The 13,721-nt window shown below is 70.9% G+C and carries 12 protein-coding genes; 4 read left to right on the top strand and 8 right to left on the bottom strand.

The genetic code is table 11. The annotated features are described in order from the left end of the window. Nucleotide 1: 1 nt before the first annotated feature. The 4 genes from WMF45_RS21480 to WMF45_RS21465 all read right to left on the bottom strand — a co-directional run bounded on the left by WMF45_RS21480 (nt 2) and on the right by WMF45_RS21465 (nt 4,935). Nucleotides 2-1,318: a pyruvate dehydrogenase complex dihydrolipoamide acetyltransferase gene (locus WMF45_RS21480; RefSeq protein ID WP_437718736.1), complete on the bottom strand. Its 1,317-nt coding sequence runs from the start codon at nt 1,316-1,318 to the stop codon at nt 2-4. 39 nt (nt 1,319-1,357) lie between these two features. After that, entirely contained in the window at nt 1,358-2,341 is a 984-nt protein-coding gene (locus WMF45_RS21475) for a pyruvate dehydrogenase complex E1 component subunit beta (RefSeq protein WP_437718735.1), read from the bottom strand. Beyond that, entirely contained in the window at nt 2,338-3,315 is a 978-nt protein-coding gene (gene pdhA, locus WMF45_RS21470) for a pyruvate dehydrogenase (acetyl-transferring) E1 component subunit alpha (protein WP_437554259.1), read from the bottom strand. Before pdhA ends, WMF45_RS21475 begins: the two co-directional genes overlap by 4 nt. 198 nt (nt 3,316-3,513) lie before the next feature. Beyond that, the gene (locus WMF45_RS21465) at nt 3,514-4,935 is read right to left on the bottom strand and encodes a protein kinase domain-containing protein (protein ID WP_437718734.1); all 1,422 of its coding nucleotides are present in this window, start codon (nt 4,933-4,935) and stop codon (nt 3,514-3,516) included. A 179-nt stretch (nt 4,936-5,114) separates the two neighbouring features. Between WMF45_RS21465 and WMF45_RS21460 the strand changes: the two genes are divergently transcribed. Beyond that, nucleotides 5,115-6,170 (top strand): hypothetical protein, encoded by a 1,056-nt coding sequence (locus tag WMF45_RS21460; protein ID WP_437718733.1) that lies wholly within the window; start codon nt 5,115-5,117, stop codon nt 6,168-6,170. 117 nt (nt 6,171-6,287) lie between these two features. On the opposite strand, the gene WMF45_RS21455 is transcribed toward WMF45_RS21460, so the two are convergent. Next, the gene (locus tag WMF45_RS21455; protein WP_437718732.1) at nt 6,288-6,851 is read right to left on the bottom strand and encodes a hypothetical protein; all 564 of its coding nucleotides are present in this window, start codon (nt 6,849-6,851) and stop codon (nt 6,288-6,290) included. Between the two features lie 144 nt (nt 6,852-6,995). On the opposite strand from WMF45_RS21455, the gene WMF45_RS21450 reads away from it, so the two are divergent. Then, the gene (locus WMF45_RS21450; protein ID WP_437718731.1) at nt 6,996-8,093 is read left to right on the top strand and encodes a M48 family metalloprotease; all 1,098 of its coding nucleotides are present in this window, start codon (nt 6,996-6,998) and stop codon (nt 8,091-8,093) included. Between the two features lie 116 nt (nt 8,094-8,209). After that, complete coding sequence (locus WMF45_RS21445) at nt 8,210-8,542, top strand: FKBP-type peptidyl-prolyl cis-trans isomerase (protein WP_272099563.1); 333 nt, start codon at nt 8,210-8,212, stop codon at nt 8,540-8,542. Between the two features lie 108 nt (nt 8,543-8,650). On the opposite strand, the gene WMF45_RS21440 is transcribed toward WMF45_RS21445, so the two are convergent. Together WMF45_RS21440 and WMF45_RS21435 are read right to left on the bottom strand one after the other, a co-directional pair. After that, nucleotides 8,651-9,886, bottom strand: coding sequence for a Stp1/IreP family PP2C-type Ser/Thr phosphatase (locus tag WMF45_RS21440; protein ID WP_437718730.1), 1,236 nt, complete (start codon nt 9,884-9,886; stop codon nt 8,651-8,653). 53 nt (nt 9,887-9,939) lie between these two features. Further along, a complete protein-coding gene (locus WMF45_RS21435) occupies nt 9,940-10,719 on the bottom strand; it encodes a hypothetical protein (protein WP_437718729.1) in 780 nt (259 codons plus the stop codon). A gap of 148 nt (nt 10,720-10,867) precedes the next feature. Here WMF45_RS21435 and WMF45_RS21430 point away from each other — a divergent pair, with 148 nt between their 5' ends. Further along, nucleotides 10,868-12,319 carry a sigma 54-interacting transcriptional regulator gene (locus WMF45_RS21430; RefSeq protein WP_437718728.1) on the top strand — a complete coding sequence of 484 codons (1,452 nt, stop codon included), beginning with the start codon at nt 10,868-10,870 and terminating at the stop codon, nt 12,317-12,319. A gap of 36 nt (nt 12,320-12,355) precedes the next feature. Here the strand turns inward: WMF45_RS21430 and WMF45_RS21425 are convergent, their stop codons facing one another. Further along, on the bottom strand, nt 12,356-13,717 hold the full coding sequence (locus WMF45_RS21425) for a hypothetical protein (RefSeq protein WP_437718727.1): 1,362 nt from the start codon (nt 13,715-13,717) through the stop codon (nt 12,356-12,358). Between the last annotated feature and the right edge of the window lie 4 nt (nt 13,718-13,721).

The following is a 13,721-nucleotide window of genomic DNA, read 5'->3' as shown; positions in this document are numbered from 1 at the left end:
GCTAGCCGATCAGGATCTGCGTCGGGTGCTCCAGGAGCTGGCGCAGGACCTTGAGGAAGGTCGCGCCGACCGCGCCGTCGACGACGCGATGATCGCAGGAGAGCGTCATGCTCAGGCGGCGGCCCGGCACGATGTGCTCGCCGCGCACGACGGGCTCGCGACGGACCTGGCCCACGGCGAGGATCGCTCCCTCGGGCGGGTTGATGACGGCGCCGAAGTTGTCGATCCCATACATGCCGAGGTTCGAGATGGAGAACGTGCCGTTCGCCATCTCCTCGGGCCGCAGCTTCTTCGCCTTGGCTCGCCCGGCGAGCTCGCGCACCTCGGCCGCGATGTCGAGCACCTGCTTGCGATCGACGTCGCGCACCACCGGCGTGACGAGGCCCTCGGGGACGGCGACCGCGACCGAGATGTCGACGCGCTGGTGAATGAGGATGGCGTCCGGGGTGAACTGCGCGTTGCACTCCGGGACGCGCACGAGCGCGATGGCGCACGCCTTGACGAGGAGATCGTTGAAGCTGACCTTGACCGGCTTCTCCCCCTCGGCGGCGGTCGCCGCGAGATCCGCGTTGATCTGCTCGCGAAGCGCGTTCAGCGGATCGGCGTCGACGTCGATCGAGAGATAGAAGTGCGGGACCGTCTGCTTGGACTCGGTGAGGCGCCGGGCGATCGCCTTGCGCATCATGCTGAGCGGCCTCACCTCCGGCGCAGCGAGCTCGCCGGGGGCGGTCGCCTTGGCCGGCCCGGCGGCCGGCGCCGGCTTCAGCCCCTCGAGGTCGCGCGCGACGATGCGCCCGCGCGGACCGCTGCCAGCGACGCTGCTGAGGTCGAGCCCGCGCTCTCGGCCGAGCTTCCGTACGTAGGGCGACGCCTTCACGCGCCCGTTCGACGACGGCTGCGGTGCGGCCGGCTGCGTGGGCGGCGAGACCGCCTCGCCGCGCGCCGCAGGCGGCGGGCTCGTCACGGGCGCCTCGCTGCCGGCCGGCGGCGCGGCGCGCTCTCCCTTGGGCTGAGCCTCCGCCGCGCTCGGCTTCGCGGCGGCACCGCCGCCTCCGCCGGCGAGGGCGCTTACGTCCTCGCCCGGGGTGCCGATGATCGCGACAGGCTGGCCGAGCTGAACCACGCTGCCCGCAGGCACGAGGATCTTGAGCAACGTCCCTCGATCGAAGGACTTGTACTCCATGGTCGCCTTGTCGGTCTCGACCTCTGCGAGCAGATCGTCGATGTCGATCGCGTCGCCTTCCTTCTTGTGCCAGGCACTGATCTGCCCCTCCTCCATGGTCGGGGACAGCTTCGGAAGTTCCAGAACCTTCGCCATGGGTCTATCAACCTTGATCGGGGATGTGGGTCCGCTCAGTCAGCTTTTGTAGAGAACGCGGTGAACATTTTCGATGATCCGCGACGCCTGCGGGATCACGTACTGCTCCAGCCGCGCGTTGTAGGGCATCGGGACGTCGAGCGTCGTCGCGCGCAGCACGGGCGCGTCCAGATCGTCGAACGCGAGCCGCTGGATGCGATCGGCGATCTCCGCGCCGACGCCGCCGTACGGCCAACCCTCGTGCGCCACGACCGCGCGGTGCGTCTTCGTGACGCTCTTCACGATCGTCTCCTCGTCGAGCGGGCGCAGCGATCGCAGGTCCACGATCTCCGCGCTGATGCCCTCCTTCTCCAGCTCCGCGGCCGCCTCGAGCGCGACGTGCACCATCCGGCTCCACGCGATGATCGAGACGTCGGTCCCCTCGCGCACGATCGAGGCGACCCCGATCGGCACGATGAAATCCGGGTCGTCGGGCACCTCGCCCTTCACGCCGTAGAGCGTCTCGCTCTCCATGAAGAGCACCGGGTTGTCGTCCCGGATCGCCGACTTCAGGAGACCCTTGGCGTCCGCCGGCATCGCGGGCGCGAGGACCTTGAGGCCGGGGACGTGCGCGTAGAAGTGCTCCATGGAGTGTGAGTGCTGCGAGCCGACCTGCTTCGCCGAGCCGTTCGGCGCCCGCAGCACGAGCGGGATGCAGAGCTGCCCGCCGGACATCTGCCGGAGCTTCGCCGCGTTGTTGAGGATCTGGTCGAACGCCACGGCGGAGAAGTTCCACGTCATGTACTCGACGATCGGCCGGAGCCCGACCATCGCCGCGCCGATCGAGATGCCGGTGAACCCGCTCTCGGTGATGGGCGCGTCGATCACGCGCTTGCTCCCGAACTTGTCGAGCATCCCCTCGGTCACCTTGTAGGCGCCCTGGTAGTGCCCGACCTCCTCGCCGACGAGGTACACCCGCTCGTCGCGCTCCATTTCTTCGACCATGGCGGCGCGAACCGCCTCACGGAATCTTAGGACGGTCATCGCGCAAAAGGTCCTGCATAGGTTGTGGGCTCGAGCACCTCGGGCCCGGGTTCGGGGCTCTCCTCGGCGAAGCGGATCGCGTCGGTGATCTCGTCTTCCACCTCTTTCTCGATCGCCTCGAGGGCGGCCTTGTGGCCCTTCTCCTCGAGCTCGATGCGCGAGCGAAGGAGCACGTCCTTCTTCTTGCGCTCGTCGAGCTCCTCCTTCGTCCGGTACTTGCCGGGATCGCTCATCGAGTGGCCCCGGAAGCGGTACGTCCTGATCTCGACCAGCGTCGGCTCCGAGTTCGTGCGCGCCCGCGCGACGGCCTCGGCGAGGCGATCGCGCACCTGGAGGACGTGCTCGGAGTTGAAGCGATCGCGCTCCATCCCGTAGGCGAGCGCCTTGAGCGAGACGTCCTCGACCGAGAGCGTCCGGGAGAGCGGCGTCCCCATCGCGTACTCGTTGTTCTCGCAGACGAACACGATCGGCAGCTTCCACAGCGCCGCGAGCGACATCCCTTCGTGGAAGTCGCCGATGCTCACCGCGCCCTCGCCGAAGAACACCATCGAGACCCGGTCCTCGCCGCGGTACTTCGACGCGAACGCGGTCCCGACGGCGATGGGGATGTGCCCGCCGACGATGCCGTAGCCGCCGAGCATGTTGTGCTCTTTGTCGAAGAAGTGCATCGAGCCGCCGAGCCCCTTCGAGCACCCGGTGACCTTGCCGTAGAGCTCGGCCATCGCGGCGCGCGAGCTCATCCCGCGGGCGAGCGCGAGCCCGTGATCGCGGTAGGTGGTCATCACGTAGTCGTCGGGGCGGAGCGCCGCGGAAGCACCGACGGCGATGGGCTCCTGACCGATGTACAGGTGAAGGAACCCGCCGATCTTGCTCTGCGCGTACGCGCGGGCCGCTTCTTCCTCGAAGCGGCGTATCTGAAACATCTTTCGGTAGAGCGACAGATGGAGATCGTCGCCGTTTGTCAGGGTAGTCATCGCGGGGATCTCACGGGGCAGAACAGCAATTCAGACAGTCGCTAGGGCAGCGATCGGCGTGATTCCAGGGCCTCTCCGGAGCTTGCGACGGACCCAGCGAGGCGCTTGACGTCGGCCGTGCAGGACAGCGACGGTGCTTACTCGGGCTCCTTTACGGGAGTTTTTTCCGCGTGACAACGCATCCGCGATGTCACCCGTTCAACGCGCAGCAGCATCGGCACCACCGGCGTCCTGCGTGCCGGGCTCTGTGGTCTCTGGCACGTCGAGATCGTCGGTCTCCGGTGTTCCGGCGTCCGCGCCTTGCTCGTCCTCGGGAAGCGCGGTCGGCACGGGCGAGGTCGTGGCGCTGCCCGGCGCGCTCGCGCTGGGCTCCGCGGCACTGGGCTCCGCGCTGACCGTCGCGCGCGCCGTGGTGTCGGCGGGGTCGTGCTTCGGGCGCGCGGGCCGCGCCGACGGGACAGGGCGCGGTCGTGGCGCCGTCGTCGCCGACGAGGCGATCGGCGCTGCTCCGACGGCGGGCTCCTCGGCGGGCGCGTCTGCAGATCGCAGCGCGGTGTGGAGGAGCAGCGCGGCCGTGGCCACGACCACGGCCGCGCCCACGGCGATCTGCCCCGCCTTCCGCTCGCGGGGAGGGAAGTCGGCGTCGAGCGGATCTGCGCGCACCGCGGCTGGCTCGGCTGGCGGCGCCGGCGTCGCCGTGACGGCGCTGTCCAGCATCCGCCTCGGCATCTGGCTGGAGGCGGCCCACTCGAGGCTGTTCGCGAACGCGGCGCCGAACTCGTCGCAGCTCGGGTACCTGTCCTCGGGTCGCTTCGACAGCCCGCGCGCGAGCACCTGATCGAGCGACGGCGGGAGGCCGAGCTCCTTCGCGATCGGCGGCGGCTCGTCGCTCGCGATCTTCGAGGCGACCGAGACAGCGTCGTCGCCCGGGAACGCGCGGCTCCCGGAGATCGCCTCGTACATGACGGCGGCGAGCGAGAACTGATCGCTCTCGGGCGAGAACTTCCCGACGCGGAACGTCTCCGGCGCGCTGTACGCGGGCGTCCCCATGAGCCCTCCCTGGTGCGTCAGCGTCGAGTCCGGGATCCGCGCGATGCCGAAGTCGGCGATCTTGCCGCCGTTCGCGGAGAGGATGATGTTCTCCGGCTTGATGTCGCGGTGGACGATGCCTGCCCGGTGCGCGATCGTGAGGGCCTCGCCGAGCTCGCACGCGAGGCGCGCCGCCTGCGACGCCGAGAGCGGCCGCTCGAGGAGGTGCTGCTTGAGCGTCGGCCCCTCGACGTACTCGAAGACGAGGTAGAGCCCGAAGTCCGGGTCCTCGCCGACGTCGTGGAGCGTGACGAGGTTCGGGTGGGTCACCCGGGCGGCGGCGCGCGCTTCGTGGCGCATCCTCACGATGAGCTGCTCGCGGACGTCGCGCGGGATGCGCAGGTCGTCGCGCAGGTGCTTCAGCGCGACGTCGCGATCGAGCAGCGGATCGTGCGCGAGCAGCACGCGCCCCATCGCGCCCTCGCCGAGGAGGCGCTGCACGTGGTAGCGGCCGAGGGCGGCGGGCAGCACGGAGCTATCGCTCGGCTGTGCGAGCGCGCCGCCGCCATCGGGGGACGAGGATCGAGGCACGTCGCGTCGGTTCTATCCGGCCGGCGGCCCCGGCGGAAGGCCTGGCCGGCGTCTCGCTTCCGGTTATGCTCTGCCGCAGCGCGCCCCGGGTGCATGAGCGGCGCTTGCGGTTCTGCGGAGGCGGTTCCCGCAGGGCCCTGGCGGCGTGCGGCATGCCAGAGAGGGCGCAGCGAGCACAGATGAGCACCGAGAGCGCGTCGAAGCCGGTCCAGGTCGCCGGAGCTACGAAGAAGCGAGGCAAGGCCAAGTACATCGTGCTCGTCGGCCTCGTGCTCATCATCGTCCTCGCCCAGCAGACGGGGCTCCTCGGCTTCGGCGTGGCGCACCTCCGCGCCGCGACCTTCCCGAGAGACGAGTCGCTGCTCGAATATGTCCAAGGCAACGTCCCCGGCGTGGTGATCGTCGACCCTCATCAGATCCACCTGCAGGCGCTCGGCGCGGAGGGGGGCGCGGTGCGGCTGCACATCGAGCGCACCCGTGACGACATCAAGAAGGCGACGGGCATCGATCTCGGGTTCGACGTCGACAAGCTGGTCGTCGCCCCGTCGCTCGTGGTCGCGCGCGGGCGTTTCAACGAGCAGAAGCTCGCGGAGCGCCTGGCGACGCACAGCTACGTCCAGGCAGAGTACAAAGGCGTGAAGTACCTGCTCCGCGCCGGCGAGGACGCGATCGCCGTGCGCGACGGGTCCATCCTGCTGTATGGCGCCGAGCCGGAGATCCGCGCGAGCATCGACGCCGAGGAGGCCGGGACGTCGCTGGCGAGCCGGGACGAGGCGACGTCGCGCCTCGCGCACATCGGGTGGGATCGTCCGCTCCTGGGCGTCGTCCTCCTTTCCGAGAGCAAGCCGAGCCTCCGCGCGATCCTCACCGGCTCCACGGGTCCGCGCGCCGTCACCGTCGGCGTCTCGACGAAGGGCGGGCTCTCGGCGACCGTCGCGATCGACGCGGCGTCGGCCGAGGCGGCCGAAGAGCTCCGGAAGCTCCTCGAGGAGAAGCGCGCGAACGTCGATGCGCTGAAGGCGCTCGTTGGCCCGGAGTCCGGGGCCGCGCTCGCCGAGATCGCGAAGCGCGCGACCCTCGCCGTGGAGCCGGGCGCCGGCCGGCTGACGGTGCAGGTGGAGGTGCGCCCGGAGGAGATCGAGCTGCTCGCGAAGGCCGGCCATGCGGCGGCGGGCTCGCTCGGGGATATGTACAAAAATGTGCGGCTGCTTCAGCTCCTCGCGCCGGGCCCGTGAGGCCGTCGTCTGAGCGGAAGGCGCGCTCGGCCCGTATCGAGGTGGGCACAGCTGTGCGCGACGGCAGCACCGCTCATGTCGAGCTGGAGCGGCCGGCCGTGCGTCCCTGGTCGAGGCTCAGAGCTCGGCGCAGCGCGGGCACCGCGCCTCGACCCGGTCTGTCGCGCTCTTGACCCGGGCGCGTGCGGAATCGCACCGCTGGTCCGCGTCGCCGGCGAGCCCGCAGAGGTGCTGCGCGGCGCGGCTCATGGACGCGAGTGCGCGGCACGCGGTTTCGCACGGCGGCGTGGACGTCGGCTCGGCCTCGATCTTCTTGGCCGGGGGCTCGCCGCCGGCGGCCGTCGCCCGCGGTGACGGCGCGGCGCGGCTGTCGGGCACGCTCGGACTCGGCGGTGAAGCCGCTGGCGGCGCTCCCGGCTGCGCCGCTTCCGCCACGGCCCGGCCCTCGTCGTGTGCGGGCGTGCCGATCGCCTGATCGAGCTCGTCCTCCGCGCGCTCGAGCTCCGCGAGCGCATCATCGGCCGTCTCGACGGCGCTCCCCTTGTGCGGCGCCATCGAGGTCGCACCGGCGGGCTCCGGCGCGACCGGGGCTTGCGCGACGGAGGCGCCGCCGCAGCCCGAGAGCGCGGCGGCGCTGATCCACAGGGTGGCGGCGGCAGACCAGGCACGGTGTCTGTTCATCGGTCCTCCTGCGCCTGACGCCCGGCGCCCGGCTTTCGGCTCATCGCGGCGCCGCGGCGTGCGCCGCGGACCGCGACCGCGCGCCGAGATCTTGCGTGCGGCGCGGCGAGGTTGACCCCCTCGCGGTGCGCTATGCTCGCGGCGATGAATCTGCTTCGACCGATCGGCGCCCTCGTTCTGGCTCTCGGACTGGTCGCAGGCTGTCAGCGAGGCAGCTCGCGCCGGCCTGCGTCTCAGCCGTCGTACGGCCAGGCCTATCCTCCGTACGGCGCGCCCCAGCAGGGTGCTCCTCCACAGCAGCCCGGGTACCCGCAGCAGCCCGGGTACCCGCAGCAGCCCGGGTACCCGCCTGCGCAGACCGGGCCTGTGCCGGCGCCTACCTTCAACGTGCCCACGATGCCGGGGCTGCCGGTGCTCGGCGATCCCATCAACGACATCAACGTCGGCTGGCTCCAGTCCGAGGCCGGCGTCGTCATGGGCGCGTTGATCGGCGCGCTGCCGGCGGCCTCGCAGCAGAAGGTGAGGGGCATCCCGTTCATCGCCGATCCGACGGTGGGCGAGGTGAACGCGTTCGCCGGCTGTGACGACCAGCGGATGCCGTTCATGGCGATCACCGACGGGCTGCTCGAGGTCGAGGCGCAGATCGCGCAGTTCAAGGCGACCGACGAGGTCTTCGGGACGAGGAAGCTCGACGAGTTCCTGCGGATGCTCGCGCAGCGACAGCGGCCTGGGCAGCCGATCGTCCGGCCGCCGGTGGGCTTCGTCGATCCGGTGCAGCACACGGACGCGCGCAAGGTCGAGCGGCAGCGCCAGCTCTACCACGAGCAGCTCGCGTTCGTTCTCGGCCATGAGCTCGGCCACCATCACCTCGGGCACACGGGCTGCGCGAACGGGCAGGGGGGGAGCCGGGGCGTCACGCCCGCGGATCTCGGGCGGATGCTGTCGCGCACGCTCCCCATCTTCAACCAGCCGAACGAGATCGCGGCGGACGTGGCGGGCGTGAACAACCTGCTCGCCGCTGGCGCGCGGCAGCAGGGGTACCGCTGGACCGAGGGCGGCGCGATGCTCACGCTCGGCTTCTTCGCGTCGCTCGATCAGCTCACGCCCGCCACGATCCTGTTTGCCTTCGAACAGACGCACCCGCACCCGCTACTGCGGCAGCCCGTCGTCCAGCAGACCGCCAACACCTGGCGGATGACCGGAGGCGCGCCCGTGTTCACGTTCCCTGGTTTCGGCGGCTGAGCCACGATTATCCGAGCGTCTTTGCGCTCGCGGGCGCCCGTCCGGAGGGCTCATCTGCTGCTTCGGCTTGACGCGACCGTGCAGCGCTCCTCCCATCGCGCCGAAAGGAGTCGACCATGCAAGCAGAGCTCGGGATCGAGGACCTCAAGGAAGGCACAGGCGCGGAGGCGAAGCACGGCCAGCTCGTGACGGTGCACTACGTCGGCACGCTGACCAACGGCAACAAGTTCGACAGCTCGCGCGACCGCCCGGGCCAGGGCTTCTCGTTCAAGCTGGGGGCCGGGCAGGTGATCAAGGGATGGGATCAGGGCGTCGCCGGCATGAAGATCGGCGGCCTCCGCAAGCTGACGATCCCGCCGGAGCTCGGCTACGGCGCTCGCGGCTTCCCGCCCGTGATCCCGCCGAACTCGACCCTCGTCTTCGAGGTCGAGCTGCTCGCGGTCAAGTGACGTGCGGCGTCGGCCCCGCTGCGTCGGCCGCTGCTAGCGACCGGCGCTCGGGGCGGGGCGCAGGTCGACGTTGACGACGCGCCGCGCATCGAGGGCCCGCGGTGCTGCTCACGGCTTGATGGGGGCGCCACACTCGACGCAAAACCGGTTGCCGATGAAGAGTTCGTGCTTGCAGTGCGCGCACCGCGCGACCCGCACCTCGGTCGCGCGCTTTGCGGACTTCGATGGCGGGGCATCCTTCGCGGGAGGCCTCGCCGCCGTCGTCACCGCGGTGTAGCGACCGGAGCCAGCGGCGGCCCGCGACCGCCGATCCGTGAACGGCGCGGCGGCCACGCGCGCCACCGTGCCTGACGCGCTGTGGGCCTGGCTCCGCAGGCTGCTGTCCGCGATGGAGTGGACCTGCTGCGCCGCGACGTCGAGATCGACGTCGTCGACCTGGAGCTGTCCCTCTTGGACCGCCGCGGGCGGAACCGTCTCGCCGAACTCATCGACGTGGAGGGGCCGGGTGTCGTCGAGCTCGGCGCTGTTCGGTTGCCGCTCGTCCTGCGCGTCGAGCTGGATGCGGACGATCAGCGCCGAGATGTTGTCGGTCCCGCCCGCCTCGTTGGCCATCTCGATGAGGAGCTCGCAGGCCTCGTGCGGATCCTGGGTGACGTCGAACACATCGAGCATCTGCTGCTCCGAGATCATCCCGCTCAACCCGTCCGAGCAGAGCAGGAAGACGTCGCCGGGCTGGGTGTTCTCCGAGCGGATGTCGACCTTCACCGCGTCCTTCATGCCGAGCGCACGCGTGATGATGTTCTTCGGGAGCCTCGCCAGCTCGTCCTGGCTCAGGTCGGGCTTGAGCGCGAGGGCGTCGTTGATGAGCGAGTGGTCCTTCGTGAGCTGCTCGATCTCGCCGTGTCGGATCCGGTAGCAGCGGCTGTCGCCGACGTGCCCGACGTGGATCTGCTCCGTTTCGCACGACACGTAGGCGGCGACCACCGTCGAGCCCATGCCCTGGTGCTGGGTGTACGTGTTCGAGATGACGAACACATCGTGGTTCGCCTTGCGGATCGCCGCTACGACGCGCCGTGCTTCCGGATCGAGCTCCTGTTCGTCGGCCGGGACGGGGCCTGGCAAGCTGCCGGCGCGGGTCGCCTCGAAGAAGTTGTCGAGCGATTTGGTCGCGAGCGCGCTGGCGACGTTGCCCGCGTTGTGCCCGCCCATGCCGTCCGCCACGACGAAGAGGCCGAGCTCGGACTTCACGAGGACGTTGTCCTCGTTGTGCTTTCGCTGGCGACCTACGTCGGTCACGGCAGCCGCGACGGGTCGGGTGCGGCTGCTCGTCCTGAACTCGCCCATTCGCGGCAGATTATACCTGCCCCTCGCTCTGCACCGCCCACATTCCGGCTGCTTTAGCGGCGGGCTGCTCCCTGGAAGCCGGTCGCTTGAGCGGCGATCCTCGGTGACGTACCGGCCGAGGCTGCCGGTGGTCGCGTGCCCCGGGGTAGGGGATCCAGCGAGAGGCGCACACCGAACTGGAAGAATCCGTAGGCCGTTGGGTCGGAACCCTTGTCAGGGCGCGAGAGGTAGGTGCCGGCGTCGAGCTCTGCGAACACACCGACGCCGAAGCTCGGCGCCGGGTAGAAGTCGGCGCCCAGCGCGATGCGGGCGACATCGAGACCGTGGAACACATGATCGGTCCCGGTTGGACTGGCCGCCGAGGCCTCCGGCCATGTGAAGACCGCTCGCCGGTACCCCACGCCGTAGCTGATCCAGGGGTCGACCGCGATCCCCTGGGCGACGTGATAGACGAACCCCAGACCCAGGTCGAGGCTTCGGCCGGAGCAGTCGCTGCAGCCTGCCGCTGCCGGGAGCAGGGTATAGGAGCCGCTTGCTTCCAGGACGGTCACGCGGCTCAAGCCGATGCCGAGGTTGGCGCCGAAGGCGAACCCGCCCGAGACCGTGTCGGTGACCGGTTGACCGGCGGCCATGCCGCCGAAGGGCTGGCTGTACCCGGCCCGTCCCTGGAGCAGGAGGTGTCCGCTTCGCTCGTCGGGCCCGGCGGGGCGCTTCACCCCGGCTTCCGGACCGGCCTCCTCTTCTTCCTCGGCTGCGGCCGTCGTCTGATCTGCGGGCTGGGCGAGGGCCTGGTTGGCCGAGAGCACCCAGCCCGCTGCCGCCACGCCGAGCATCGGCGCGGTCCACCTTGTCGAGCGCGATCTCACGAACGGCCTCTAGAACAGCGCGGTCCAGAGCGCAAAGGGGGCGCGTGCCGACGAGCAGGAATGTCGTCCGGGCGACGCAACTGCGCCTCGCGCGCCGACGACAAACCTCCTGGACATGGACGACGCACAGACCCGCAGCGACCACGACAGCCCTTCCAGACCCCTCACCTCGGCTCACGGCGATAGGGCGGCGTCCGCGCCGCCTGCGGCGCCGGCCGCGCCCCTCGTGGCGCTGCCGGGAGCGCTCGTCGGAGCGCCCGGCGGTCGATCGGACCCCGGCGCGCGCGGCGGTGAGCCACTCTCGATCCGGGACGTCACCGTGGAGATCGTTGACGATAGCGACGCGCTCGCCACGGTGTGGCTCCGCTGCGAGCATCCCGGCGGAGGCGCTCCAGTGCGCATCGCCGTCGCGCCGGGGGCCGAGCTCATCCTGGGCAGCGCTCCGGCTGTGGACGTGAGGCTTGACGATGTCGCGGTGAGCGCCCAGCACTGCCGCGTCGCGCACCGCGGCGCATCGATCGAGGTGACGGACCTCGGCTCTCGCAACGGCGTTCGCGTCGGCGGCGTCCGCGTGCGGCAGGCGATGCTCGTTCCTGGCGGCTGCTTCGAGATCGGTCGCACGGCGATGTGCGTCGAGGCGGCCCGAAAAATCCCGGTGATCGAGGAGGATGGGCCGCCGCTCCCCGGGCTCATCGGCCGCTCGCGGCCCATGCGGCAGCTCGCCGCGGCGGTGCGGCGGGTGGCGCCGCTCCAGCTCCCCGTGCTGTTGCGCGGCGAGTCGGGCACGGGCAAGGACCTCGTGGCCCGGGCGATCCACGCGGAGAGCACCCGGGCCGACCGGCCGTTCGTGGTCCTGAACGCCGCCACGATCCTGCGGGAGCTCGCCGAGTCCGAGCTGTTCGGCCATCGTCGGGGCGCGTTCACCGGCGCGGTTCGGGAGCGTCAGGGGGCGTTCGTCGAGGCCAGCCATGGGACGCTCTTCCTCGACGAGATCGCGGCGCTCTCGCTGGAGGTCCAGGCGAAGCTGCTGCGCGTCGTGGAGGAGGGGATGGTCCGCCCTCTGGGCGCGGAGAGGGCGACGCAGGTCAACGTGCGGCTCGTCGTCGCCACCTGCGAGCCCCTGGAGACCCTCGTCAGTGAGCGTCGCTTCCGCGCGGATCTCTACGAGCGCCTGGCGGTGTGCCGTCTTCAGCTCCCCGCGCTGCGCGATCGGCCCGACGACATCCCGCTCCTGGCCGAGCACCTCCTGGCGAGCTCCGAAATTGGCCGGCGCCAGCTGTCCCCTGGGGCGCTCGCCGCGCTGAGGGCGCACCGCTGGCAAGGCAACGTCCGGGAGCTCCGCAACGTGCTCATCCAGGCCGCGCTGCGCGCGCATGGCCGTGTGCTGCCCGAGCACATCACCGCGGTCATCGCCGATCGTGAGCCCCCGGTCCGCCGGAAGATCACGCCCGCCGATGCGCTCCGCGCCTTCGAGGAGGTCGGCGGCAACGTCAGCGCCGCGGCGCGGCTCGCGGATGTCCCGCGGTCGACGATGCGGGATCTGCTTCGTGTCGCGAGGGATACGTGAGCTCGATCCGCGGCGCGCGCGCACCGGACCGCAGCGCTAAAAGGCGCCTGCGACGCTGAGCGTGGCCTGACCTGGCGCCACGAACGGCGCGATCGCGGTGATGCGCGGCCCGTCGGCCGCGGTCTGCTGCTTCTGCGGGTACCAATCGATCATGGCGTAGGTCGCAGTGCCGACGACCCCGACGCCGAAGAGGACCCACCCCGTGATCGCCCAGGGGACCGCGCCGTCAAAGCGGTCGAGCTTCTCGCGGAGCTTTCCGCACGCGTTCCTGAAGTCGGGGAGGTCGCCGGACGGATCTTCGCGCGCGCCACAGGGCTGAGATCTGCGGTTCGCGGGGATCGCGCTCTGGTGACCCGCGACGTACGCCTCGATCTGCTGCCCGATGTCGTCGGCGCTGCTGCGCGCGTCCACCGTGATGGCCGAGCCGACGATCCCCATGACCAGGCCGACCCCGGCGACGCCGGTCCCTGCCCAGGCGAGCGGCTTGCGGGCGTACCAGTGGAAGAACGGCTCGCGTCCGCCGGAGGTCTGCGCTGGGCCCATCGAGCCCATCGTGCCGCTCGTCGAGACGCTGACGGTGCCGGAGCTCGTCGGCGCTCCCGGTGAGGGGCTCGGCGCGGCCGCGCCAGGAGGCATCGCGCCGGCAGCGGGCGCGCCCGGCGCCGGCTGCGCGACGCCCGTCGCCGGAGGCTGCGCTGGCGGTGGCGGCACGGCAGCCGGCGGGGTCGAGGTGAGCGCACCGGTCGGCGTGGCCGGCGTTGGCGCGCCGACAGGCGGCGTCGCGGGCGTCGCGCCGGTCGTCCCCAGCGTGAGCGTCGCGGCTGTGGCTATGCCGATCTTCGCGTCCACCTGCGTGGTCGCTGATCGGTCCAGGTAGGTCGCGAACAGGGTGTGCTTGCCGGGCGTCACGAACACCGGATCGAGCAGCGGCGCCTTGCCGATGAGGACGCCGTCAACGCTGATGTCCGCGCCATTCGCGTCGGCGGTCACGACGAGGAAGCCGGTCTTCCGTTTCACATCGGCGATCGCCTTCTCCGCTGCGGCGCGCTGCTCCGGCGTCGCCGCGGCGTGCTCGCGCAGGAACTGCTGCAGGTGCTTGCCGGCGTCTTCGAGGTGATTGGAGCGAAGCTCGCTCTGCCCGAGGTTGAGCAGCACTGCCGGGTGTCGCTTGAGCGCGTACACCTGAAGGAACGCGGTGCGTGCCTCCTCGAACCGACCGGTGTCGTACGCCTTGACCCCCTCCTCGTAGCGCTGGCGCGCGACCTCGGTCACGGGATCGGACGGTTGCGCGAAGCTCAGCGGCTCGCTGAAGAGAGAAGGGGGGAGCCCGGCCTCCGTGAGCACGGCGGGAGCGATCAGCGAGAGCAGGAGGACTGGGGCGCAGGCGCGTGTTTTCATGGCT

The organism is Sorangium sp. So ce448 (assembly GCF_051520915.1).
GTDB lineage: Bacteria > Myxococcota_A > Polyangia > Polyangiales > Polyangiaceae > Sorangium > Sorangium cellulosum_B.
The sequence above is the reverse complement of the archived record's forward strand: the minus strand, read 5'-3'. Positions and strand labels throughout refer to the sequence as shown.